Genomic DNA, 24,728 nt, shown 5'->3' on the forward strand with positions numbered 1-24,728 from the left:
ATATTTGAAATGGTATTTACATCATACACGATGCGGTAATCTCCAATGCGAATGCGATAAAATTTTTCTGCCGCAGAGAGTTTAAGCGAACCAACGGGAAATGGATTTGTTTTCAATTTCTCGAAATGCTTCCAAACTCTTTTCAGTATTGAATTAGGAAGTTTATCCAAATCCTTTTCAACCGACGGTTTGAAATCAATATTATATACGTCCACGTTTTTTTAAACGCTTTTTCATTTCCTCAAAACTGACGGGCTTTTCATCACGCCGCTCTGCAACGATTGCAAGGTCATGTAAGTCTTCGAGGAGTTGTTCGTATTGTTCGATAGGAAAAAGAACTGCTTTCTTCTTTCCTTTCGCATCAATGACAAATTCTTGGTTCTGTGTATTCATAAAGTTTTATGTTTTTGTTTAGGAGAAGTTACTAAATTATTTTCTTCGTGTCAATTCGTGAAATTCGTGGCTTACATTTACTTTTCCATAAACGATTTATGCGCCGCACTCACTCCGCATCCGATTTCAAATGCAAAACCAACTTCAGAAAGTGAACGTTCAATCGCGGCGATGCAACTTAAAATATCGAACTCATCATAATAGCCGAGGTGCGAGATGCGAAAAATTTTTCCTTTCAGTTCATCTTGTCCACCAGCGACAGTAATACCAAACGTTTTTTTCAATGTGCTGTTAAATTTTTTATTGCGCGTTTCATCGTTACGAATTTCTTCCGGAACCCACGCCGCAGTCATCGAGTTGGAAGGAGATTTCGAAAAGAATTGCAAACCGATTGCGTTACATCCTGTGCGAACAGCAGTTGCAAGCCGCGTGTGTCGCTTCCAAACATTTTCCATTCCTTCCGCTTTCATCATTTGAAGCGCTTTGTCGAGTCCAATAAAAATTGTAACGGCGGGAGTCCACGGCGTTTCGTTGTCCTTGTATGCTTTCACGCATTTTCGCAAATCAAAATAAAAGCGCGGAAGTGTAGCTGTTTCGACGAATTTCCACGCGCGTTCACTCACGGCAATAAATGCAAGCCCCGGCGGCACCATAAATCCTTTTTGCGAACCACTCAACGCGCAATCAATTCCCCATTCGTCCATTCGCATTTCAAGCGCGCCGATGGATGAAATTCCGTCAACACACACAAGCGCATTGGAATTATTGCGAACTGTTGCGGCGAGTTCTTTTAAATTGATGGATGTTCCGGTTGAAGTTTCGTTGTGTGTTAGCAATACTGCTTTTGCTTTAGGAAATTCTTTCAACGCTTTTTTCAAATCGTCCGGTTGCACTGATTCGCCCCAAGGGATTTTTATTTCGTGCACGTTCAGCCCATACACTTTACACATTTTTCCCCAACGTTCGCCGAACTTTCCCGCGTTCACAACAATAATTTCTTCGCCAGCAGAAAATAAATTTACGACAGCAGTTTCTAAAACACCTGTGCCAGAACTCGTCATCGTCCACACCATTTGTGTAGTTTGGAAAACGTATTTCAGGTTTTCATTCGTGCGTTGAAAAATTTCTGCAAACTCGACGTGGCGATGGTGAATCATCGGTTTCGCCATTTCGAGTTGCACAATTTCTGGAACGGGAGTTGGACCGGGAGTGAATAATCGGAATTTAAACATAGAAATGAAATTATGTTATTACATTTTTTAGGAGAATATATTGAAAAACGAAAATAGAGAAGAAGTAAGTGGATAGTTAACTGCTCTCGAAAATATTTTTAGAAATACTTTTCTAATCTTATCCTATCAAGTATATTTGTGCCGAAAAATTCGGGGTCGTAGCTCAGTTTGGTTAGAGCACCTGCCTGTCACGCAGGGGGTCGCGAGTTCGAGTCTCGTCGGCCCCGCATTCAATCCCAGCAAGAACGCTGGGATTTTTTTATTGGTGCAAGTTGTCTTTCGTTTGGATGCGCTATGTTTGAAATAGAGTAGAGCAGCTTTCGTAATTCTCCAATCATTTTTCTGTATCTTTCTCCCGCATTTTTAACAACTCAATTTAAAGTATGAATACATTTGAAGGTGCATTATCTGCTCAAGAATTTTCTTTCGGAATAGTGTTGAGCCGTTTTAATAGTTTGGTTACGGAAAAACTGCTTACTGGTGCGATAGATTGTTTGTTGCGTCACGGTGTCAAAGAGAAAAATATTTCTGTTGCACGATGTCCCGGGGCATTTGAAATCTCCCAAGTTGCCGCACGATTAGTTGCGTCTGAAGAATTTGATGCGATTATCTGCCTTGGTTGTATTGTGCGAGGTGAAACACCGCATTTCGATTATGTCGCTTCTGCTACTACTACAGGAATTGTTGACCTTGCAGAAGATAGTGAGATTCCGGTTGTGTTTGGAGTTTTGACGACGGAAACAATGGAACAAGCGTTTGACCGTGCTGGGGGGAAAAGCGGAAACAAAGGATGGGACGCGGCGCTCTCTGCAATTGAAATGGCAAATTTATTTCAGCATATTCCGAAAAAACGAACACGTACGAAATAATTTTCGCTGTGAAACGCACAGTAGTTTTACTTTCACTGTTTTTCTTTTTTATTTGCAATGCATTTGCAATTATTGGAGAATGGAAAACGTACACATCGAAACGCGAGGTTCGAGATCTTGCGTTTCTTCAAGGAACAATTTGGGCGGCGACTTCCGGGGGAGCATTTGCATTTCGGCTTTCCGATTCTTCATTTTTTGAACTTACAACTTCGGAAGGGTTACGCTCGAATGTACTCAATGCAGTTGCGGTTGATAACAACGGCAATGTGTATTTTGGCTCAAACGATGGAGTAATTCAACGGTATTCTCCTGCAACCAAACAATGGCGTTTTGATTATTCGTTAAAAGAATCGCAACTTGCAAATCTCTCTATTCACCGGTTTCAAATTTTTGGTGACACACTGATTATTGCTTCAGAAATCGGTGCAAGTTTATTTTCGCTCTCTCAATTCCGTTTTATTGATACGTATGTAAATTTTGGAACCGGTTCGAGCAAAATTTCGGGAACAGCAAATGATATGTTGTATGCAAACGGAAAAGTAGTTGTTGCTACAAACAACGGAATTGCAATAGCAAACGCAAACGGCATCAATCTTATTTCACCATCGGAATGGCAAACGTACAAAGTTGCACATGGGTTACCATCGAATGTTGTTCGTTCATTATCTTTATTGAATTCAACAATTATAGCGGCAACAGACAATGGTATCGCTTTTTTTGACGGGGTTGCTTGGAATACCATTTCGATATCTACAGGTATTTCATTTCAACAATTTTTCACGATTGCAGATACCGTATTTGCATTAAGCCAACATTCGATTTATAGAATTGAATCATTGAATACAATATCCATTTTATCTTCGTTCGGCTCCATTGAAGGAATTTCTGCTGAAACAAATGCAAAACAAATAATTATTGGCACGAAAGCAAATGGAATTCTTCTTCGAGACGGAACATTGTGGAATTCATATTTTCCCGATGGTCCATACTCCAACCATTTTCTCAGCGTAGCAATTGATAATACCGGAACGATTTGGTCTGCAACAAATTCTGTAGCAATAGAAGGCGTGCAACGGTTTGATGGTTTCGTATGGAAAAAATTCGATTATATACCTGTTTCCGGAGCATATCGCGTGAATGTAAGTGTGAACAGAACTGCTTGGGTGAGTTATTGGGGAGGAGGACTTTCCATTATCAACTCCGATGGTTCGTTGCAAGGAAATTTTAACAGCGTGAGCGGTTTACCGATGACAACGAATCACCAAACAAGTTGTCAGCCGTTTGTTCCTCCGGAATTTTCGCTCCCGATTGGCGCAGTTACGGATAGATACGATACAACGTGGGTTGCATTCCGTACACCGAAAGTTGATACATTGAACGGAGAAAAAATACTTGTTGCTTTCTATAAGAATCAAATTGTTCGTACTCTCAATTTGTATGATAACAAATGTCATAAGTTCACGGATATTTCCATTGATGATAATGGAACTATCTGGTTTTGCAATTTGAATATGACGGAAATAGTATTGCCGCAAGATGAAGGTTTGTTTTTTATCAATCCAAAAATATCTATTCAAGGCATCGGCTCCAATGGATGGGGAACAGTTACAACAAATGATGGGTTATTGAGCAACTCCATTACCAGCGTTGCTTCAGATAAATATGGAGATATTTGGGTAGGAACAGAAATCGGTATCAATATAATTTCTAACGCAAGCGACCCGAAACGCAGTATTACGTTTTACACGCCGTTGAGCGGCGTGAAAATTACTGCTATTGTCGTTGATGCGTTGAATAATAAATGGGTTGCAACGCCGCAAGGCATATATTACCTGAACAGCGACGGCACATCCATTCTCAATCGCTTTACCGTAGAAAATACCGATGGAAAACTTGTATCCAATGAAGTACTTTCGCTTGCGCTTGATGGAAAATCTGGTACGATATACTTTGGTACGAACTATGGTCTATCAAGTTTGCGCACTTTTGCAGTTGTTCCCCAAAATACATATAGTGAACTTACGTTTTCACCGAATCCGTTTCTTATTCCATCTTCAACTCCTTTGGAAATAGGAAGACTCATTACAAATTCTAAAATCAAGATTCTTTCTGTTGACGGAACGTTGGTTTTGGATGAAGAAATAAATTCTAAGAATAATCCCGGCGCAGGTATTGCTGTTTGGGACGGAAAAGATAAGAACGGAAAACTTGTTGCATCAGGAATTTACTTTATTGTCGCATCCGATGAGCAAGGGAAACACGTTGGAGTTGGGAAAGTTGCTGTTGTAAGAAAATAAATTCTATTATTCTGTTTCGCAAAAATAGGAAACGGCGAAACGATATATGACACACGAAATTGCTTCGCAAAGTTCAAGACATCATTTTTCGTTCACAGCAATTTCAACAACTTCTTGCACACCTCGCGTTGTTGAAAGAAGGAAATACTCTTGTCGTACATAACTCTGCCGGCTCACAGATTTCGTTTGCCATTTCCAAAATTTTTCTCGAACAACCGACGCACGTTTTCGTTGTTGCATCCGACCAAGCGAAAGCACAACAAATATTTGATGATTGTTCGCTTCTTTCGGGAAAAGAAAATGTCGTCATCGTCTCCGAAATTCCCCGTTATCACGATTCCATATTGCTTGATGCAGCGGAACATCATATTGAATCACTGCGACGACTTCAACAAAAAACACCACTTATTGTTATTACTCATCCCCGCGCGCTTGCAACAAAACTTCCTTCTCCCAATTCCGTTTCGCAGAATAAGATTGAATTGAACGTCAATGAAGAATATTCGTTTGAATCGTTGACGAAAAAACTTCAGCAATGGAATTTTGATACAGTGGATTTCGTTTCCGATTATGGAGAATATTCTGTGCGTGGAGGAATTGTAGATGTGTTTTCGTATGCTGGTTCTGCGCCTATTCGAATCGAATTTTTTGGCGACGAAGTTATTTCGATGCGCGAATTCGATATCCTTTCGCAACGTTCAATCAAGGAAATGAAAAGCGTCATTCTTGTTCCGAATGTGTTGCAAACTTCAACCGAACAAACATTATGTACGTCTTCCTTTTTCGATTATCTTCAAACAAGCAGCATTCTTGTTTTTGAGGAACCAACGTTTATACAAAAAGAAGTAGAAGAACAATACTCGACGAATGAACGCGATTTTTTTTCATGGAGCGAACTGAAAGAAGATTTCGTGTACTTTCCGAATGTTCATTTCTCCCAAATAACTTCATCGGAGATTCAACGCGGCATCAATTTTCATTCAACAACGCAGCCATCGTTCAACAGTTCGCTCAAAGAATTGATTCGCAATCTACGAGAGAAGGCGCAGGAATCATATAAAATATTTCTTGTATCTTCTTCAACACAAGAGAAAAAACGATTGGAAGAATTATTGAGCATTGTTGATGAAGAAAACGAAGATGTTGAAAAAGAGCAATTCGTTTCTGTATTTTCAAAAGTTGAATTTCTCAGCGAAAGTGTTCATTCCGGATTTGTTTTTCCGTCCGCAAAACTTGTGTTATACACCGAACACGAAATTTTCGGAAGACTGAAACGGAATGAGCGAATTACACGAACGAAGTTTCGTGGAATGTTGCCGCGAGAATTACTACAACTGAAACGTGGAGATTTTGTAACGCACGTTGATTACGGCGTTGGCAAATTTGCGGGCTTACAAAAAATTTCTACATCCCGAGGAACGCAAGAAGTAGCAAAAATATTATACAGAGACGACGATGCTCTTTACGTGAACATCAATTATTTAAGTCGTATCCAAAAATATTCGTCGAAGGATGGACATACGCCTGCATTGACGAAACTTGGCGGGCGCGAATGGGAAAACATAAAATCGCGTGCAAAAAAACGAATCAAAGACATCGCGCGTGAATTGATTCAATTGTACGCAAAGCGAACACTGAAACAAGGATTCGCTTTTTCTTCCGACACAACATATCAAAAAGAATTGGAAGCATCTTTTATGTACGAAGATACTCCCGACCAATTACGCACGACCATCGAAATAAAAAAAGATATGGAATCGTCCGTTCCGATGGACCGATTGATTTGCGGAGACGTCGGTTTCGGAAAAACTGAAGTTGCTATTCGTGCTGCATTTAAAGCGGTAATGGATAAAAAACAAGTTGCCGTGCTTGTTCCGACAACAATACTTGCTCTACAACATTCTCGAACGTTTGACGACCGGTTGCAAAAATACGCTGTGCGGGTTGAAAATATTACACGATTTAAAACTTCAAAAGAACAAAAGAAGATTTTAGAAGAAGGAAAAGAAGGAAAAATTGATGTACTTATCGGAACGCATCGTCTCCTTTCCGACGATGTCAAATTTCGCGACGTTGGTTTATTGATCATTGATGAGGAACATCGTTTTGGCGTTTCCGCCAAAGAAAAATTGAGACAACGAAAAGAAAATGTTGATACGTTAACGCTTACGGCAACCCCAATTCCGCGAACGCTACAATTCTCGTTGTTAGGAGTTCGCGACTTATCGTTGTTGGAAACACCGCCGAAAAACCGTCTTCCGGTTATTACTTCGATATGTCAATTTGACCGAACGATAATCCGCGATGCAATTGTTAATGAACTTCATCGCGGAGGGCAAATCTATTTTGTGAATGACCACGTGAACGATATGGAAACCATTATTGCGAGATTGCGCGAATATGTTCCCGAAGCCCGTTTTGGAATTGCGCACGGACAAATGGAAGGGCACGAACTTGAAAGAACTATGATTGATTTCTGGGAAAAAAAATTTGATGTGCTTGTCTGTACGAAAATTATTGAATCTGGACTTGATATTCCGAATGTCAATACTATCATCATCAATCGCGCGCATCATTTTGGTATGGCAGAATTATATCAGATTCGCGGAAGAGTTGGACGTTCCCATGTTCAGGCATACGCATATTTGATCACGCCGCCGCTTTCACTACTTCCGAAAGCAACGTTGCGCCGTTTACAATCATTACACGAATTTACCGAATTGGGGAGCGGTTTTCATTTAGCGATGCGCGATTTTGAAATTCGCGGAGCGGGAAATATGCTTGGCGCAGAACAAAGCGGATTCATTGTTGAAATGGGATTTGAAATGTACCAACAGATTTTGCAGGAAGCCGTTTCCGAATTGCAACAAGCGGAGTTTAGCGATTTGTTTCAAAACAAAGTGCAATTATCGGAGAAACGAAAAGATGTTATCATCGAAACAGATATGGAAACGGTTATTCCGAAACATTATATTGAAAGTGATGCAGAACGTTTTGATGTATATCGTCGTCTTGCTAACGTTAAAAAAGAATCTGAATTGCAAACTATTCACGAAGAACTTGAAGATCGTTTCGGTTCGTTTCCGCACGAAGTCAATAATTTATTTACATTGATTGAATTACGATTAGTAGCGGCGACGGTAGGTATAACGAAAATTGATGTAGAGAATTGCGTTTTAGTTCTTGAATTTCCGGAACAAAGTGATACGAGTTTTTACAATGGAGAAATTTTTCAAACGATTTTGCACAACGTATCGCGAAACAACAAAATAAAATTATATCAGTCGGAAAATAATTTACGACTGGAAACACAAATGAAATGTTCAGAAGATAACGTGCAAAAAATAATGAATGCAAAAAATTTTGTATTATCACTCATAAAAGCATAGATAAATATTTGTTGTACAAATTCGTATGAAAATTCTTGCACTCTCTGATATTCACGGTTCGTATTCTGTTGCGCGTTCCATCATCGAAAAAGAACGTCCCGATATTCTTGTTCTTGCTGGAGATATTTCGACGATGGGAAGTGTGAAAGAACTTCGAAGCGCAATTGCCACCTTTGCGCGAACGACAAACAACATTGTTGCAATAAGCGGGAATACAGATTACTCTTGGACGGATGAATTACTGAATGAAGAAAAAATCGGCATTAACTCTTTCGGGAGGATAGTGGAAAACATTGGTTTTTTTGGAGTCAGCGGTTCTCCGTTTTCTCCGATGCACACGCTGTATGAAATTTCGGAAGAAGAAATTTTTCGACGAGCGGAACTCGGATATCGAATGATAGAACAATGCGAAGTGAAAATATTTGTTTCCCATGCGCCGCCGTATCATACAAATGTTGATAAATTATCGAACGGACTTCACGCGGGAAGTACAAGCGTACGGAAATTTATTGACGAATTTCAGCCAACGCTCTGCATCTGCGGACATATTCACGAAGCGCGCGGTAACGATAAGATTGGGAACACAATAATTTTAAACTGCGGAAAAACAAATAAATATTATGGTGTCATTACATTTGGAAAAATAATCTCCGTCGAAAATAAAGAAGTATAATTACGTTTACGCTTCTTCTTCCTTCCTTTCGAACGATGTTTTTGTGCATTGTGAAAACATCTTCATTAAGAAAATAAAACCACTTCAAGAAAAAAATCACGAAATTAATTTTAAAAATAGTTGTAAAAGTATTTGGAAATCAAAAATCGTTGTAGTATTTTTTCGCCACAAAAATGTAGAAAAATGTTGTTTTGTGTGTCTTTGTGAATTTATTGACGATGTTTTGTTTTTTTTATGGCAGCAGTTTACGGAAAAGAAATTTATTCTGTTGATGCAAAAGGAAGAATCAAGATTCCATTGCGAATGCAAAAATATTTGAACAATACGGAAACGGAATTTGTTGTAAAACAATCGCGTTTTCAACCGTGTTTATTGCTCTATGCATTCAGTGCATTTCAAAAGGAACACGAGCGTTTGAACAATTACGACATTGAAGAAAACGAATTGGAATTTGATAAAGCAATGACAACGGGAGATGCCATTGAGTACTGCGAAATAAGTACTCACAATTACATTATGCTCTCGAAAGAAGTGCTGAAGTATGCGCAGATAAAAAATGAAGTGCGATTTGTGGGATTAGGAAATAAACTTGCGATTTGGAATCCGAATGTGTACGAAAAATATATTGCACAAGCGAAGAAAAAATTGCTTTCGAAAAAGAAACTATCTTTCCAATAGCGCCGCACGTGGAAAGAAAATTTCATCAACCGGTGCTGAAAGAAATTGCGCTTGATTTTTTGATTACGGATACCAATGGTGTTTATGTGGATGCAACGATAGGCGGTGGCGGACACGCGGAAGAAATTCTGAATCGAATTTCGCGTGAAGGAATGTTAATAGGATTTGATGTTGATGGAGATGCATTGCAAACGGCAGAGAAGAGATTAGTACAATTTGAAAACAAATTATTATTACAAGAAAATTTTGTGAATATTCAAAACGCATTGCAGAGGTATAATTTTCAGAATATTCACGGATGTCTTATTGACGCCGGTGTTTCTTCGCATCAGTTCGATGATGTTCAGCGTGGGTTCAGTTTTCGAGGAGATGCGCAACTTGATTTCAGAATGAATCGAACGCAGGAATTAACAGGAGAAATTGTTGTAAATGAATATTCCGAAGAATTGCTTTCAGAAATTTTCTGGAAGTATGGCGAAGAACGATATTCAAGAAAAATTGCAAAGAGAATCGTTGCGCAGCGTGGGAATAAAAAAATTGAAACAACAACGCAGTTGAAAGAAATCGTTCAAGAATGTGTTGTCGGAAAATTTCTTGTGAAATCGCTTGCGAGAATTTTTCAAGCAATACGAATTGAAGTCAATAACGAATTGGAGAATTTGTTATTGTGTTTGGAACAAGCGATACGCTTGCTTTTGCCGTCGGGAAGAATCGTTGTTATTTCCTATCATTCAGGGGAAGATAGAATCGTAAAACAATGTTTTCTAAAACATATGAGAGATAGTTTTCGAGACGTAACAATTCTTACCAAAAAACCTCTAGTTCCAACAATGGAAGAAATCAGTAATAACTCGCGCGCAAGAAGTGCAAAACTTCGCGTAGCGGAAAAAATATAATAAAAAAAAACAATGGTTGTAGAAAGTTTTACATTACGAGGAGAAAATTTTATGCAACGAAACCCGAGAAATTCGAATAATTTTTCGACATCGTCTTTGATGTTGCGGAAGAAAAAACAGGAATTATCAAAGTGGTTCACGTTTTCTAATCTGATTTTTGTCTTGTGTTTGTGCATTGTCTATGGAGGCATATATCTTTGGAATCATTTTCAGATTATGCATCTGTATGAAACGAATTTTTTGAAAGAACAAAAAATAAGAACAATGCTCAATGAAAGAGAAACACTGCTTACAGATTTGAATCGTCTCACAAGTTACGAACCGATAACAGAAAATGCTATGCGTCTCGGGTTACAGATTTCGCGTGCTCCAATTGTTGAAATTCTTGTTGATGCACGAAAGGAAGCAGAACCATGAAGCGACGAATATATTCTTTTCTCACAAAATCAAAGCATCTAACTCCGGATGTGAGTGAATTATTTGAAGAACAAGATTATCGAAATCAATCAGCAAAAAGATTTATCAGAGATATGTATTGGTTGCGAATAATAATTATCGTCGTTTTTTTTGCAGTTGTTGCGCGACTTGTAAAAGTGCAGATACTTGACGCATCAATGTATCAAAAGCAAGCAGAATCATTGCACGAACGTTTGGTAACAATTAATGCGCATCGAGGAAAAATTTTGGACAGAAACGGGAATGTTGTTGTATCAACAGTAAATTATTCTTCGTTTGTTGCCTATCCGAAATGGTTATCGGTGCAGCATAGAAATTCTATTATCAACGGTATCAATAACGTATTGCATATCCCAAAGAATGAGTTGATGGTGAAACTATCGGACGAAAAAAAATATACTGTTATTGCGTCGAATGTATCTCCTGAAAACGCGGCGAGAGTAAGAAAACTGAAAATTCCGTATTTGTACGAAATTGATTTTCCGCGCCGCGTTTACCGTTATGGTTCTATGGGAGTGCAAATGATTGGATTGACGAATATGCGCAACGAAGGTTGTTCAGGATTAGAAGCATCGTTTGATTCATTGTTACGCGGTGTTGATGGCGAAGTGTTGTTGCAGAAAGTAGGAAAATTTAAGACTGCGCCGCGCATAGATAATCCAGAAGTATTGCCGATTTCGGGAAATGATATGACATTGACAATAGACGCGAGAATTCAGTTGGTCGTTGAAGATGTTTTGCAAAATGCAGTAACGAAACACAATGCGGAAGGAGGACTTGGAATTGTGGTAAATCCACGAACAGGTGAAGTGCTTGCAATGGCGCAGTATCCGTTTATTTCTCCGTATGCGTTCGATTCTACAATGATTAAAGACCTGAAGCCGCGTGCGATTACGGATACGTTTGAACCCGGTTCAGTTTTCAAAATAGTTGTTTCCGCAGGAGCAATTGAATATGCATTAGTTGCCCCTCAGCGTATGTTTACTGCAGGCAGGTATTATTTTGCTCCTTATCGGAGAACTCCTATTACGGACGCGCACGTATATCCGGCTCTCACATTTCGTCGTGCGTTTGAACTTTCAAGCAATATTGTAATGGCAAAAATATCTGATATTGTTGGATGCGAGCGATTGTACAAAACAGCAATCAATTTAGGGTTCGGCTCCGCAACCGGAATTGAAATTCCGGGAGAAGTTGAAGGAAAAATTTCGAAACCCGTGTATTGGTCGAAAACAACATTGAACGTGATGGCGTATGGCTATGAAGTGAGCGTAACTCCGTTGCAAATCTTAATGGCGTACTCTGCTATTGCAAATGGAGGTGAATTGTTACAACCGTACGCAGTCAAAGAAATTGTTTCTCCGAATGGAACGATATTATATGAAGGGAAAAAACATCGCATTCGTAAATCGGTGAAAAGTGAAACTGCAAGAGTGTTGACAGAATTTCTTGAAGGTGTTGTAGATTCGGGAACTGCGAAGGATTCAAAAGTAACGGATATTCGACTTGCGGGAAAAACAGGAACAGTGAAAAAAAATATTATGCGCAAGTATGTGAATGGTAGATACCAAACAATATTTGTTGGTTTTTTCCCTGCAGATAATCCGCAATACGCGGCACTCATAATGATAGATGATGTGAAAAGTGCGCAATATTATGCTTCGCAAACTTCTGCGCCAGCAATGAAAGAAATCATCGAAAAAATATCTGCTTTGCTTGGAACGTCAAGAATGAATATTGCAGCGAACGTTTCGATGTCGGCTCCATCAAATCTATCTGAAGTTCGCGGACAACATCAGCGCGATACGCAAGCAACAATGCTAAACGAAATTCTATCGGATACGTTGGGAAGAATATTTGTTCCAGATGTTCGTGGAATGAGTGTGCTTCAGGCAATGACTGTTCTTTCTTCAAAAAAAATCGGCTGTATAGTAGATGGTTATGGAATTGTAAAGGAACAATTACCAAACGCTGGAACGTACGTTGTTCCCGGAACGGCGATTAAAATTATCTGTAACAAAGAAAAACTTGCGGGATTTTGATGATGAAAACGATGTTTTTTTTCATTTCGCTTTTTCTTTGTGTGTACTGTGGTATTTCGCAGCAAAAGATTTCGAAAGAGGATAAACGCTTAAAACAAGAAACGCAAACGGAATTTACAATTGACAAAAACGGCAAACTCATTTCGAACGGTTCGAAGACTATCAAAACGTATAATGAAAGCGGCAGAATTGAAGAAGAAATTATCGAACGATTTTGGGCGGATGTTCAGAAGAGCGGAAGTGTTCGCAAAAAATATTCCTATGACTCCAACGGCGTGTTGATGTACTATGAAGTATTCAGCGACGATAAATTTTCTTTGAAACTTGTCTATCATTACGATTCTCTTGGGACATTATTGAAAACTGCAGAAATAAATTCCAAAGGTAATCCAGGTTTTTATTCTCAGAAAATCTATGATAGCGTGGGATTGATGATAGAAGAACATTTATTCAAACCCGATGGTTCGTTGTACTCTGTAAAAGAATACAGATACAATTCTCAAAAACAATTACTCGAAGAAAAAGGACGAGAAGGAAAAACGTGGAAATTCCGTTGGGTTTATCAGTACAACAAAAACCATCAATTGATTGAACGCATAGATTATTCGGGAGAAAACAAACTATTGCGCAAACATAAATACAATTACGCTTCCGAGCGAATCGAAGTGGAAACAATTTTCAACGCGTTGGGAGAAACGGAACGTGTTGTAAAGTACACATATAAATTTTGGTAACAATGTTCCTTAATGAAGATTTATGATAACAAAAATAGTTACGAAATACACAGTCAATCCTACTCAAACGCAAACGGAAATTTTTGATTCTGCATTTTCCGTTTCTTCAACGATAAGTTCTATATTGCAACGGCACGACGTTTTGCGTCATCCGTTTTTTCAAATGTGGAACTGTGGAGGTTTGTCGCAAGAGACGCTGAAAATGTACTCTTGCCAGTTTTATCACATTGTCAAAATGTTTCCGCGAATGGTGAGCGCAGTTCATTCCAACACATCGGAATTGTGCGTGCGTCAAGCGTTGCTTGATAATCTTCGCGCGGAAGAGAAAGGAAAAGAACATTTTGTCGAATTGTGGACACGCTTTGCAGAATCGCTTGGCATATCGAGGGATGAATTGGAACATTCGCAGCCATCGCCAAAAACGAAATATTTTCTTGAACAGATGAATAACTTTTGCAGGAATCGTTCGTATATCGAAGGGATTGCGTCGTTGTATGCGTACGAAGCGCAGTTACCAGGAATTCTCAAACTGAAAATGGATGGTTTGCAAAAATATTATCATTCAACTGAAAAACGCGCAATAAAATTTTTCACTGTTCGACAAGAAAAAGATACGTGTCATTCATCCATCGCATTGGAACTTATTTCGAAAAATGTGAACGCAGAAAACTATTCAAAAGTTACGTATGCGGCAGAAGCGACTGCGTATGCGTTCTGGAAGTTTCTTGATGGTATTATGGAAGAATACGGAAAAGCAAACAAAAACAGTTTCAAGCGATTGTAATGTTGCTTTCACAACTTTTGCACGATGTTTCCGTTATCAAATTATTTCAAACGATGTTTGGAAAAATGGTCGTAACGCACGAAGTAATGATTGCAGGAATTCGCTATGACTCGAGAAAAGTTGTGCGCGATGAAATGTTTGTTGCTATTCGGGGAACAGCAGCGGACGGGCACAAATTTATTTTCGATGCAGTAAATCGCGGAGCAAAGTGCGTTGTAGTAGAAGACGATAATGCTTTTCCCGATTCGTTTGCGATGCATAGTGGAGTTATAAAAGTTGTTGTTGGGAATTCACGAAAAGCATTAGCGCAAATTTCTGCCAATTTTTATCACCATCCATCAAAGAAATTGCAACTCATTGGTGTAACCGGAACCAACGGAAAAACAACAACGACGATGATGCTTCAACAATTGCTTTCTTCTGAAAATAACAAAGTCGGTTTGCTCGGCACAATAAAATACTTTGACGGAAAAACTGAATGCGAAGCAACGCACACAACGCCGGAAAGTTTGGAACTCCATCAACTACTTTCGGAAATGGTCAAGAATGGTTGCCGTTCAACAGTGATGGAAGTTTCTTCACATTCGCTTGCGCTCGAGAGAGTGTTCGCGCTTGATTTTGATTTCGCCGTGTTCACCAACGTAACGCAAGACCATTTGGATTTTCATTCGACCATAGATAATTATTTTCAAGCCAAACAAATGCTTTTCAATTATTTGAAGAAGAATGCAATTGCAATTTCCAATGCAGATGATGCATACGGGAAGCGAATGTTAGAAAATACGCAAGCGAAGAAAGTTTTTTATGGAATCAATTCACAAGCAGATTTTCAAGCGAGAGAAATTTCTTTGTCAATAAACAGAACAAGATTTTCTGTGAATAATACTTCGCTTTCATCGCAGTTTGTCGGAAAATTCAATGTGTATAATTTACTTGCAGCGTACTCCGTTGCGAAATCGCTTGGAATTGAAGACGCATATCTCGCATCTCGAATCGCAAACTTGAAATCTGTTCCCGGGCGATTTGAAAAAATACAATCTCCATTCGGTTGGACAGCGATTATAGACTACGCGCACACACACGATGCGCTAGAAAATGTTTTGAAAGCAATTCATGATGCAATACCGAAAAATGAGCGTGGAAAGGTGATTACGGTTTTTGGCGCTGGTGGTGATAGAGATAAAACGAAACGACCGAGAATGGGGAATGTTGCAAGCGAATGGAGCGATATTGTGATTGTAACTTCCGATAATCCGCGAACGGAGAATGCAGAGCAAATTATAGAAGATATTGTTGCCGGAATAAAAAATACTGTCGAATGTTTGAAAGTTACCAATCGCCGTGAAGCAATTCGAAAAGGATTATCGTTAGCAAAGAACAACGACGTTGTGTTGATTGCGGGAAAAGGTCACGAGAACTATCAAATCATTGGAACAACGAAAGAACATTTCAGCGATAGGGAAGAAGTGGAAAAATGTATTCGAGAAAATATATAAGAAACTTTCGGGGTTTTGGTTTTTATCATTCAATGTATTTTTTACAAATCAATTTTCATGGTATTACACTTTGAAGGTTGTTAGAAGAATGTAATGTTGTTCATCGAAGATGTACTAAAAATTTCCAATGCTGAAGCGGTCAATGTCGAACAATTTTTGCGTGAACCGTTTCTTGGTGTTTGTACTGATTCGCGAATAATTAATGACGGACAAATTTTTCTTGCATTGCGAGGAGAAAAATTTGACGGACATATTTTTGTTGAACAAGTTTTTGCAAACGGAAATAAAATTGCAGTTGTTGAAAAAAAATGGTTTCATGAATCACGAATCACGAATCACGAATCACGCGGGATTATTCTCGTTGATGATACGGCAAAAGCGTACGGAATTCTTGCAAACATTTGGCGAAAGAAATTTGATATTCCGATTCTTGTAATAACCGGAAGCAACGGGAAAACGACTACAAAAGAAATGCTGACACAAGTTTTACAAACGCAATATGATGTTCACGCAACGCGAGCAAACGATAATAATCATATCGGCGTTCCGCAAACGCTGTTTGGAATAAGGAAAGAAACGGAAATTGCTGTGCTTGAACTTGGTTCGAATCATCTTGGCGAAATAGAATATTTGTTGAACATTGTTGCACCGACTCACTCGCTTGTTACCAATATCGGAAAAGAGCATTTGGAATTTTTTGGTTCGTTGGAAAATATTGCAAAAGAAGAAACAACGGCATTTTCTCATGGTCTGTTTGGTTTTGTAAATCAAGATGATGAGGGAATACAAAAATATTCTTCCATTTTGAAGAAAAAGAAAACGTATGGATTTACATCAACCGCAAACGTGAAGGGAAGTATTGAAAGCATTGATGAAAATGGTTGTGCAACTATTTCTATCAGCAATTCCCATTTCACAATTCGCAATTTAAAATTACAAGTTCCGGGAATTCATAACGGAACGAACGCTCTCGCTTGTGCAACGGTTGGAAATTATTTTGGTATTCCTTCTCCGTATGTAAAATCATCATTGGAGAATTTTCGCGCGTACGATAAGCGAATGCAAATCGAAAAAGTGAACGGAACCACAATCATCAATGACACATATAATTCAAATCCTGATTCGGTAATTGCTTCGTTGGAAACATTGTCGCAGATGAAATCTTCCGGTAAAAAAATAATCATTCTCGGCGATATGCTTGAGCTCGGAGAAACGAGCGAAGAAGAACATAAACGTATCGGAAAAATAATTTCTGAAATGAAATTTGAACATTTATGTACATTCGGAATATTTTCAGAACACATTTCAGAAGAATCAAAACTTCCTTCTGCTAAACATTTTTCCGATAAACAACAATTGATTTCTGAATTGAAAAAAACTATTGAACCAAACGACATTGTTCTCGTCAAAGGTTCTCGTGGAATGAAAATGGAAGATGTCGTGAATTCGTTATTGGGTGTTAGTTAAATGTTATTTGTGAATAGCGATTTGGACGAATATAGATGCAATGTAAAATCTAAAATGTAAAATTATTTTGCTATACTACTTATTCACATATCTCGAAAATACATTTCATCCTCCGGGATTCGGTGTGTTTCGTTTCATCACATTTCGCGCTGGAGCTGCAACGATTACAGCATTGTTCATAGCGTTTGTTATCGGTCCGAAAATCATTCGCGTTCTCAAAGAAAAACAAATCGGTGAAGCGGCAAAACTCGAAGCGCCGGAAACGCATCGCAAAAAAGCAGGAACGCCAACGATGGGTGGAATAATTGTATTGAGCGCTACTATTATCCCCGTTTTAATGTGGGGGGATATGAAAAACGGTTATGTGCTTTTGATGTTGTTTGCAACGCTTGCTCTTGGAACAGTCGGTTTCATTGACGATTATTTAAAAGTGATTTTAAAAAAACCGAAAGGTATGATTGAACGTGATAAACTTATCGGACAAATTATTGTTGGCTCGATTGTTGGCGGAGCGATTTATTTTTTCCCGAACTTTCTGGATGATACAATTCGCAATTTGAAAACATCAACGATTGTACCGTTTGCAAAAAATGTTTATCTCGATCTCAGTTATCTGTACATTCCGCTCGTTATTTTTGTTATAACCGCGACATCGAACGCTGTAAATTTAACTGATGGACTTGATGGACTTGCGGCGGGCACAGTCGGAATTGTAGCAATTACGCTTGCGATTATTTGTTACGTTTCTGGAAATGCAGTCGTTGCAAAATATTTGAATATTCCGTTTTTGCGGGAAAGCGGAGAACTTACAATTTACTGCACTGCCTTGGTTGGAGCATCACTCGGATTTTTATGGTTTAATTCTCATCCGGCAGAAGTGTTTATGGGAGATACCGGTTCACTTGCGCTTGGCGGAGCGATTGGAACGATGTGCGTTTTGTTGAAACAAGAATTACTGCTTCCGATTCTCGGTGGAATATTTTTTATTGAAACTGTTTCCGTGATTATTCAGCGTTACTATTTTAAGTATACGCGAAAAAAATATGGTGAAGGAAAACGAGTTTTCAAAATGGCGCCGCTGCATCATCATTTTGAAATGCTTGGGTGGAGTGAACAAAAAATTGTAACACGATTTTATATCATCGCAATTCTGTTGATGATTTTTAGTTTGGTGTCGTTGAAGTTGCGATAGTGAAACACGATTTGCGCAATAAAAAAGTAACAGTAATCGGCGCAGCGCGAAGTGGAAATGCCGCCGCTTCGTTGTTAAAAAATGTCGGAGCAATTCTGTTCGTCAGCGATATGAATTCCGAAGAAAAACTTTCTGCATTTCTTCCGCAACTGAAATCTCTGAATGTCAATTATGAAGTTGGAACACATTCGGAAAAAGTTTTTGATAGTGAGTTGTTCGTGATTAGCCCCGGTGTTCCAAATGATGCACGCGTGATTGTTGAAGCAAAACAACGCGGGTTAAAAATAGTAAGTGAAATAGAATTAGCAAGTTGGTTTTGCGAATCGCCAATCGTCGCAGTAACCGGAACAAACGGAAAAACGACAACGACTGCTATACTTGGAAAGATATTTTCCGATTTTGGAAAGGAAACATTCGTTGGTGGAAATATCGGAAATCCGTTTTCTGGTTTTGTGTTGCAAACAAATATGAATTCAATTGTTGTATTAGAAGTAAGCAGTTATCAACTTGATTTTTGTGAAACATTTCATCCGAACGTTTCCATTATTACAAACATTACCCCCGACCATCTTGACCGATACGAAAACAAAATGGAAAATTACGTTGCATCGAAAGCCCGCATTTCGATGAATCAAAATGCGCGTGATATTTTTATTTACAATGCGGATGATTCGTGGACGAGTTCACTTTCAAAAAAAACAAAAGCGCAAACGTATGGTTTCAGTAGTTCGATGAAATTGAACAAGGGCGCATATCTTGAAAACGATGTTATTACTACGGTGATAAAAAATCAAACTGTTTCGTTTCTCAATCGCAAAGATATGGTTATTCCCGGAATGCATAACGCGGAAAACGCAATGGCAGCAACATTAGCGGCGCAAGTATTCGATGTATCTGTTGATGCAATTCGGGAAGCATTGGGAACGTTTCAAGGCGTTGAACATCGCATTGAATTTGTACGCGAATTTAACGGCGTGAAATATTACAACGATTCCAAAGCAACGAATGTTGATGCTTTGATTCCTGCGTTGAAAGCATTCGAATTGGAAAAAGAACAAAAAATTATTCTTCTTCTCGGTGGAAGAGAGAAAGGAAATGATTATTTAAACGTTGTTGAGTTGATAAAAAAAAATGTTCGCGATATTATTGCAATCGGTGAAAGTGCGGAAAAAATTTTCCAATTCTTTTCTGGATTTGTAAACGTTGAAATTGTTTTATCAATGAATGAAGCAGTACAGAAAGCGAAAACGAAATCTCGACGCGGCGATATTGTTCTTCTGTCTCCCGCGTGTAAAAGTTTTGATTGGTATTTGAATTTTGAAGAACGGGGAAACGATTTTAAGAATCTTGTCAAGAGTTTATGAAATATACATTTCGCCATATAGATAAATGGTTGTTTTTTACCGTACTTGTATTGATGGGTTTCAGTATCCTTGTTATTTATAGTATTGGTGCAGGAATTGCGTTGGCGAAAAACAATCCCCAGGGAACAACGGATTTGCTTTACAGTCAAATACTCCGTGTAGGAATTGGGTTGCTTGCATTATGCGCAGGAATGTTCATTCCTTATCAGTGGTATAGTATGTTTCCTAAGAATATTTTCAAATATAGAAATCGTGATGTTACATCGCGTTCAGAAATTCCGATTGCATTGTGGTTATTGCTTGGAACAATTGTATTACTCGTGATAGTATTGGTTTGGGGAAACGGTGCAAACAATACGAATCGGTTTCTCTCGTTAGGATTCATAAGTTTTCAGCCATCGGAAATTGCGCGATATGTTTTGATAATTTATCTTGCGTGGAGTTTATCGAGAAAAAACGAATACAGCATCAGAAATTTTTGGTGGGGATTTATACCAAAAATTTTCCCCGTTGCAATTATTATTGGCTTGATAATTCTCGAACCACACTTCAGTGTTTCCGGAATTATGCTGATTGTTAGTTGTGGAATGTTATACGTTGCACGAGCGCGATTTGCACATTTATTCATAGTATTTGCTTTGTTACTGTTTTTTGCCGGCGTGTGGCTCTCGTTTAATCCGTATGCGATGCAACGTATCGTAAGTAAGTTTGATAGAAAAATAGAACACACCAAAAGCGATTATCAAATACGTCAATCGCTGATAGCGTTTGGCAGCGGCGGAATTCTAGGAGTCGCTCCCGGTGAAAGTAAACAGCGTGATCTTTTTTTACCGGAACCGATGGGAGATTTTGTTTATGCAATTATTGGCGAAGAATATGGGTTTCTGGGAACAACATCGCTGGCATTTGCATTTTTGTTTGTTGTATTAAGCGGAATAACAATTGCTTCAAGAACAACTGACGATTATGCAAAATTTCTTGCGCTTGGTTTGACAGCCAATATCGGCATTCAAACATTTGTTAATATGGCGGTTACCCTTGACGTGTTTTTTTTAACCGGTTTGCCGCTTCCGTTCATTTCGTACGGAGGAACGTCAATGTTTGCATCGTCGTTTGCTGTTGGCATTCTACTCAACATTTCATCACAGTCGAGACAGCGAGAACTGAACGACCGTGCAAGTAACAACGAAACAATAGGTGAAATCACTCCATCGCCGTGGCAAACCGAATAAGAATTTTATTTGCGTGCGGCGGAACAGGCGGTCACGTATTTCCTGCTATTGCTATAGCAGAAGAGATTGAAAAAAAAAATTCTCAGATTGAAATATTGTTTGTCGGCACAAAAAATAAAATAGAATCACGTATTGTTCCGGAAAGAAAATTTCGTTTTCAAACAATTTGGATTAGCGGATTGCAACGAAATCTTTCGCTCACGAATTTGTTATTTCCGTTAAAAGTTTTGGTTTCGTTGTTGCAGTCGTTTTTTATCTTAAAAAAATTTCGTCCAAGTGTTGTTGTTGGCACCGGAGGTTATGTTTGCGGACCCGTTGTCTCTGTTGCGTCTTTGCTGAATATTCCAACAGTGATTCACGAGCAGAATAGTTATCCGGGAATTACAACGCGGTTGCTTTCAAAAAGAGCAACGCAAGTTCATCTAACCTTTAAAGTTGCGAATAATTATTTACAACGAAGCGACAACATTTTCGTAACCGGAAATCCGACACGTGCAGAACTTGATACGGTGAATAGGGAAGAAGCAATGAAGTATTTTGGTTTCGATTCCAGTATAGAAAAAAAAACGTTGCTTGTCGTTGGCGGAAGTTTGGGAGCATCAACATTGAACAATGCTATTGTGAATTTGCTCGATGAACTTACAAAAAATAATGTTCGATTGATTTGGCAAACGGGAAAACATCAAGCGAAAGAGTTGCAAAAAATAAGTCTTAAATATTCTAAAAACGATTTGTGGCTTTCTGCTTTTATTGAAAGAATGGATTACGCGTATGCAATTGCGGATATGGTGTTGTGTCGAAGCGGAGCAACAACGATTGCTGAGATAACGCGACTCGGAAAAGCAGCGATTCTTGTTCCGTATCCGTTTGCAACAGCGAATCATCAAGAAGAAAATACAAAAGTGTTAGTAAAGGAAAATGCCGCAGAAATGATTCTTGATAAAAATGTTTCAACAGATTTGAGTGAGAAAATCATCTTACTCTTGAACAATGATTTACGAAGAAAAGAATTGGAAACGAATTGCAAGCGACTTGGGAATCCCAATGCAGCGAAAGATATTGCAGAATATGTGTTGAAATTAGCGTCATAAAAAATGGAAGCACAAACATTTAAATATAAACTCGACTTTTACTATCAACAATCATTAGTGTATTTAGTAACATTGATTATTTACATTGGTGTGCGCGGAAGTTTTATTGAAGATAAATTCGAATTTGTATTTCGTGACCCGATTTTTTATGTCTTCATTATTTTCGTTTGTATCTCGTTTGTAACCTTAGGACTCAATACGCTGCGAGATAAACGGTTGCTCATTACGGAACATCAATTGATTTTTAAGACACGATTTCACGAACATATTCATTCGATTTCAGAAATAGAATGGATGCATATCAGCCGCGAAAAAAGCGTTCGAACAGCAGGTCGTAGGCAAGTTGTTGTACTGAAAACAAAATCGCGCCGAAGAGTATTTCGTATTCGAATCGGAAGATATGAACGCGATAGAGAATTGTTGTTAGAAATGCAACGCATCGCAGAACGTGTTCCGCGAAAAATGAAACGAAGATTTGGAAATAAATTTTAGAAACCGATTTGAGATTTGGGATTTGCGATATGAGTAGTATGACTCAAATCCCACATCTCAAATCTCAAATCAAGTAAATTATGGAATTCAATCTCAATACAATTTTATTTCTCATCACGGGAATAGTCGTTGGATTTTCGAGCGGCATTGTTGGCGTTGGCGGCGGCGTGTTTGTTATTCCGATTCTCGTTTTTCTTTTTGGCTTCTCGCAAAAAATGGCGCAAGGAACTTCACTTGCAATGTTACTTCCGCCGGTGGGAATACTTGCCGTAATGGAATATTATCGCAGCGGAAATATCAATGTAAATGTTGCAATTGTTCTTGCGCTTGGATATTTGTTCGGCGCATATTTCGGAAGTTCGCTTGCAGTTACGCTTTCGAATGATATGTTGAAAAAAATTTTTGGAATACTTCTTCTCGGAGTTTCGTTGAAAATGTTGTTGGGAAAGTAACCTTCTTAGAATTTAATTCACGAGGTAATTATGAGAAAATCAGAATTAGCACTTGTAATAATTGGTACACTATTTTTTATTGTTGAAAACTCATTTTCAATTACGAATGATTCACTTTCGGATGTTTTTCCATTGTCTATAAATAATAGCTGGCAGTATTCTTCTTACCATTCTGATGAATATTGTCAGGGAATTGGTGGACCGTGTTCAGGAAGTATTGAAACAGATACTGTCTCATATAAAATTGAAGATTCTATTCGCTATACAGATAGTATTATTTGGTACGTAAAAAAGAAAGTAAAGGGCTATCACCAATATTATGGAAATGTATCTGATACGAGTCATTATGTAAACGATTCAATAATTTTTCCGCTTTATGAAAAATTGACAGGCAATCACCAATTATATATTACTTATGGAAATGGATTATACTCGTGGTATTTACCATTTCGTTATTGTGATTCAAACCATATTTACAGGTTCCAAAATGTTTCGAGCCAAGATAGTACTATGAGAATTCTATTTTGCGGAAGTGATTACAGAAGTTTTAATTCAATCTATAAAAAAAACATAGGAATTATTTGGATGAGGTATGAAGCACATTCAACTTTATTTAATGAATCGTTCAAGGTTGATTTATTAAATTATGATGTTGTATTAGGAGTAAATGAAATTTCGCGTCGAGCGGAAAATCTTCAAGGAATAATGTTAGAAAACTACCCGAATCCGTTTAATTCAATGACGACTATCCGTTTTACTCTCAATAGTTTCAATTCAGTGTCATTGAAAATATTTGATGTGGTTGGAAGAGAATTAGCGACATTGATTGATGAAACAAGACCAAAAGGGCTGTATGAAATTAATTTTGATGCCTCTCAGTATTCAAGTGGATTATATTTTTACAAATTGCAAGTAGGAAATTTTTCAAAAGTGAAAAAGATGGTTATCATAAAATGAACTTGATAAATCAGAAGATTGCTTCGTCACTTCGTTCCTCGCAATGACGAAATAGAATATGTTTAGTTCCATAAAAAAAATACACTTTGTCGGAATCGGTGGTGCGGGAATGAGCGGCATTGCAGAAATTCTTTTAAACGAAGGATTCAAAATTTCTGGCTCCGATAAATCGTTGAGCGATGTTACGGAGCGATTGCAACAACTCGGTGCAAAAATTTTTGAAGGGCATAGTTCAAAAAATATTGTTGATGATGTTGATGCGCTTGTGTATTCATCCGCAGTAACGATGGATAATGAAGAAGTTGTCGAAGCACAGCAAAGAAAAATTCCTATAATTCGTCGTGCGGAAATGCTTGCAGAAGTAATGCGTTTGAAATATGGAATCGGTATCGCAGGAACACACGGAAAAACAACGACGACTTCGATGACGAGTTTGGTGTTGCTCGAGGGAAATCTTGACCCGACTGTTATTGTCGGCGGAAGATTGCACGGACTTGGCGGAACAAATGCGCGGCTCGGCAAAGGTGAATTTATCGTTGTCG

Annotated in this window: 22 protein-coding genes and 1 tRNA gene; 20 read left to right on the top strand and 3 right to left on the bottom strand. The window is 38.4% G+C overall.

Annotation, left to right across the window (positions count from 1 at the left end):
* The 3 genes from FJ218_06350 to FJ218_06360 form a co-directional block, all read right to left on the bottom strand.
* The coding region (locus FJ218_06350) for a type II toxin-antitoxin system RelE/ParE family toxin (protein MBM4166520.1) at positions 1-215 on the bottom strand (215 nt) is incomplete at its 3' end.
* Positions 202-393 (bottom strand): type II toxin-antitoxin system Phd/YefM family antitoxin, encoded by a 192-nt coding sequence (locus tag FJ218_06355; protein ID MBM4166521.1) that lies wholly within the window; start codon positions 391-393, stop codon positions 202-204. The genes FJ218_06350 and FJ218_06355, both read right to left, overlap by 14 nt.
* A 77-nt stretch (positions 394-470) precedes the next feature.
* Positions 471-1,625, bottom strand: a complete 1,155-nt coding sequence (locus FJ218_06360; protein MBM4166522.1) for an alanine--glyoxylate aminotransferase family protein — start codon at positions 1,623-1,625, stop codon at positions 471-473.
* Positions 1,626-1,777: 152 nt separating this feature from the next.
* Here FJ218_06360 and FJ218_06365 point away from each other — a divergent pair.
* From FJ218_06365 to murC, 20 genes are all read left to right on the top strand, one after another.
* Positions 1,778-1,852, top strand: a tRNA-Asp gene (locus tag FJ218_06365).
* A 156-nt stretch (positions 1,853-2,008) separates the two neighbouring features.
* Positions 2,009-2,494, top strand: coding sequence for a 6,7-dimethyl-8-ribityllumazine synthase (locus tag FJ218_06370; GenBank protein ID MBM4166523.1), 486 nt, complete (start codon positions 2,009-2,011; stop codon positions 2,492-2,494).
* Positions 2,495-2,502: 8 nt separating this feature from the next.
* A complete protein-coding gene (locus FJ218_06375) occupies positions 2,503-4,791 on the top strand; it encodes a hypothetical protein (GenBank protein ID MBM4166524.1) in 2,289 nt (762 codons plus the stop codon).
* 59 nt (positions 4,792-4,850) lie between these two features.
* Complete coding sequence (gene mfd / locus FJ218_06380) at positions 4,851-8,180, top strand: transcription-repair coupling factor (protein MBM4166525.1); 3,330 nt, start codon at positions 4,851-4,853, stop codon at positions 8,178-8,180.
* 25 nt (positions 8,181-8,205) lie between these two features.
* Complete coding sequence (locus tag FJ218_06385) at positions 8,206-8,853, top strand: YfcE family phosphodiesterase (protein MBM4166526.1); 648 nt, start codon at positions 8,206-8,208, stop codon at positions 8,851-8,853.
* A gap of 234 nt (positions 8,854-9,087) precedes the next feature.
* The gene (locus FJ218_06390) at positions 9,088-9,531 is read left to right on the top strand and encodes a hypothetical protein (GenBank protein MBM4166527.1); all 444 of its coding nucleotides are present in this window, start codon (positions 9,088-9,090) and stop codon (positions 9,529-9,531) included.
* 8 nt (positions 9,532-9,539) lie between these two features.
* Positions 9,540-10,427: a 16S rRNA (cytosine(1402)-N(4))-methyltransferase RsmH gene (gene rsmH / locus FJ218_06395; protein ID MBM4166528.1), complete on the top strand. Its 888-nt coding sequence runs from the start codon at positions 9,540-9,542 to the stop codon at positions 10,425-10,427.
* A 413-nt stretch (positions 10,428-10,840) separates the two neighbouring features.
* Positions 10,841-12,925, top strand: coding sequence for a PASTA domain-containing protein (locus FJ218_06400; protein ID MBM4166529.1), 2,085 nt, complete (start codon positions 10,841-10,843; stop codon positions 12,923-12,925).
* A gap of 11 nt (positions 12,926-12,936) precedes the next feature.
* Positions 12,937-13,659: a hypothetical protein gene (locus FJ218_06405; protein MBM4166530.1), complete on the top strand. Its 723-nt coding sequence runs from the start codon at positions 12,937-12,939 to the stop codon at positions 13,657-13,659.
* A gap of 22 nt (positions 13,660-13,681) precedes the next feature.
* Entirely contained in the window at positions 13,682-14,443 is a 762-nt protein-coding gene (locus FJ218_06410; protein MBM4166531.1) for a CADD family putative folate metabolism protein, read from the top strand.
* Complete coding sequence (locus FJ218_06415) at positions 14,443-15,939, top strand: UDP-N-acetylmuramoyl-L-alanyl-D-glutamate--2,6-diaminopimelate ligase (protein ID MBM4166532.1); 1,497 nt, start codon at positions 14,443-14,445, stop codon at positions 15,937-15,939. Before FJ218_06410 ends, FJ218_06415 begins: the two co-directional genes overlap by 1 nt.
* Positions 15,940-16,032: 93 nt before the next feature.
* The gene (locus FJ218_06420; GenBank protein MBM4166533.1) at positions 16,033-17,406 is read left to right on the top strand and encodes a UDP-N-acetylmuramoyl-tripeptide--D-alanyl-D-alanine ligase; all 1,374 of its coding nucleotides are present in this window, start codon (positions 16,033-16,035) and stop codon (positions 17,404-17,406) included.
* A gap of 67 nt (positions 17,407-17,473) precedes the next feature.
* A complete protein-coding gene (locus FJ218_06425) occupies positions 17,474-18,598 on the top strand; it encodes a phospho-N-acetylmuramoyl-pentapeptide-transferase (GenBank protein ID MBM4166534.1) in 1,125 nt (374 codons plus the stop codon).
* A complete protein-coding gene (locus FJ218_06430; protein MBM4166535.1) occupies positions 18,595-19,962 on the top strand; it encodes a UDP-N-acetylmuramoyl-L-alanine--D-glutamate ligase in 1,368 nt (455 codons plus the stop codon). Before FJ218_06425 ends, FJ218_06430 begins: the two co-directional genes overlap by 4 nt.
* Positions 19,959-21,194 carry a cell division protein FtsW gene (locus FJ218_06435; GenBank protein MBM4166536.1) on the top strand — a complete coding sequence of 412 codons (1,236 nt, stop codon included), beginning with the start codon at positions 19,959-19,961 and terminating at the stop codon, positions 21,192-21,194. Before FJ218_06430 ends, FJ218_06435 begins: the two co-directional genes overlap by 4 nt.
* Positions 21,173-22,285 carry an undecaprenyldiphospho-muramoylpentapeptide beta-N-acetylglucosaminyltransferase gene (gene murG, locus FJ218_06440; protein ID MBM4166537.1) on the top strand — a complete coding sequence of 371 codons (1,113 nt, stop codon included), beginning with the start codon at positions 21,173-21,175 and terminating at the stop codon, positions 22,283-22,285. Before FJ218_06435 ends, murG begins: the two co-directional genes overlap by 22 nt.
* Before the next feature lie 3 nt (positions 22,286-22,288).
* Positions 22,289-22,777 carry a hypothetical protein gene (locus FJ218_06445; protein ID MBM4166538.1) on the top strand — a complete coding sequence of 163 codons (489 nt, stop codon included), beginning with the start codon at positions 22,289-22,291 and terminating at the stop codon, positions 22,775-22,777.
* Positions 22,778-22,857: 80 nt separating this feature from the next.
* The gene (locus FJ218_06450) at positions 22,858-23,229 is read left to right on the top strand and encodes a sulfite exporter TauE/SafE family protein (protein MBM4166539.1); all 372 of its coding nucleotides are present in this window, start codon (positions 22,858-22,860) and stop codon (positions 23,227-23,229) included.
* A gap of 30 nt (positions 23,230-23,259) precedes the next feature.
* Positions 23,260-24,186, top strand: a complete 927-nt coding sequence (locus FJ218_06455) for a T9SS type A sorting domain-containing protein (GenBank protein MBM4166540.1) — start codon at positions 23,260-23,262, stop codon at positions 24,184-24,186.
* A 58-nt stretch (positions 24,187-24,244) separates the two neighbouring features.
* On the top strand, positions 24,245-24,728 hold a 484-nt coding region (gene murC / locus FJ218_06460), incomplete at its 3' end, for a UDP-N-acetylmuramate--L-alanine ligase (protein MBM4166541.1).

The organism is Ignavibacteria bacterium, assembly GCA_016873775.1.
Lineage (GTDB): Bacteria > Bacteroidota > Ignavibacteria > UBA10030 > F1-140-MAGs086 > JAGXRH01.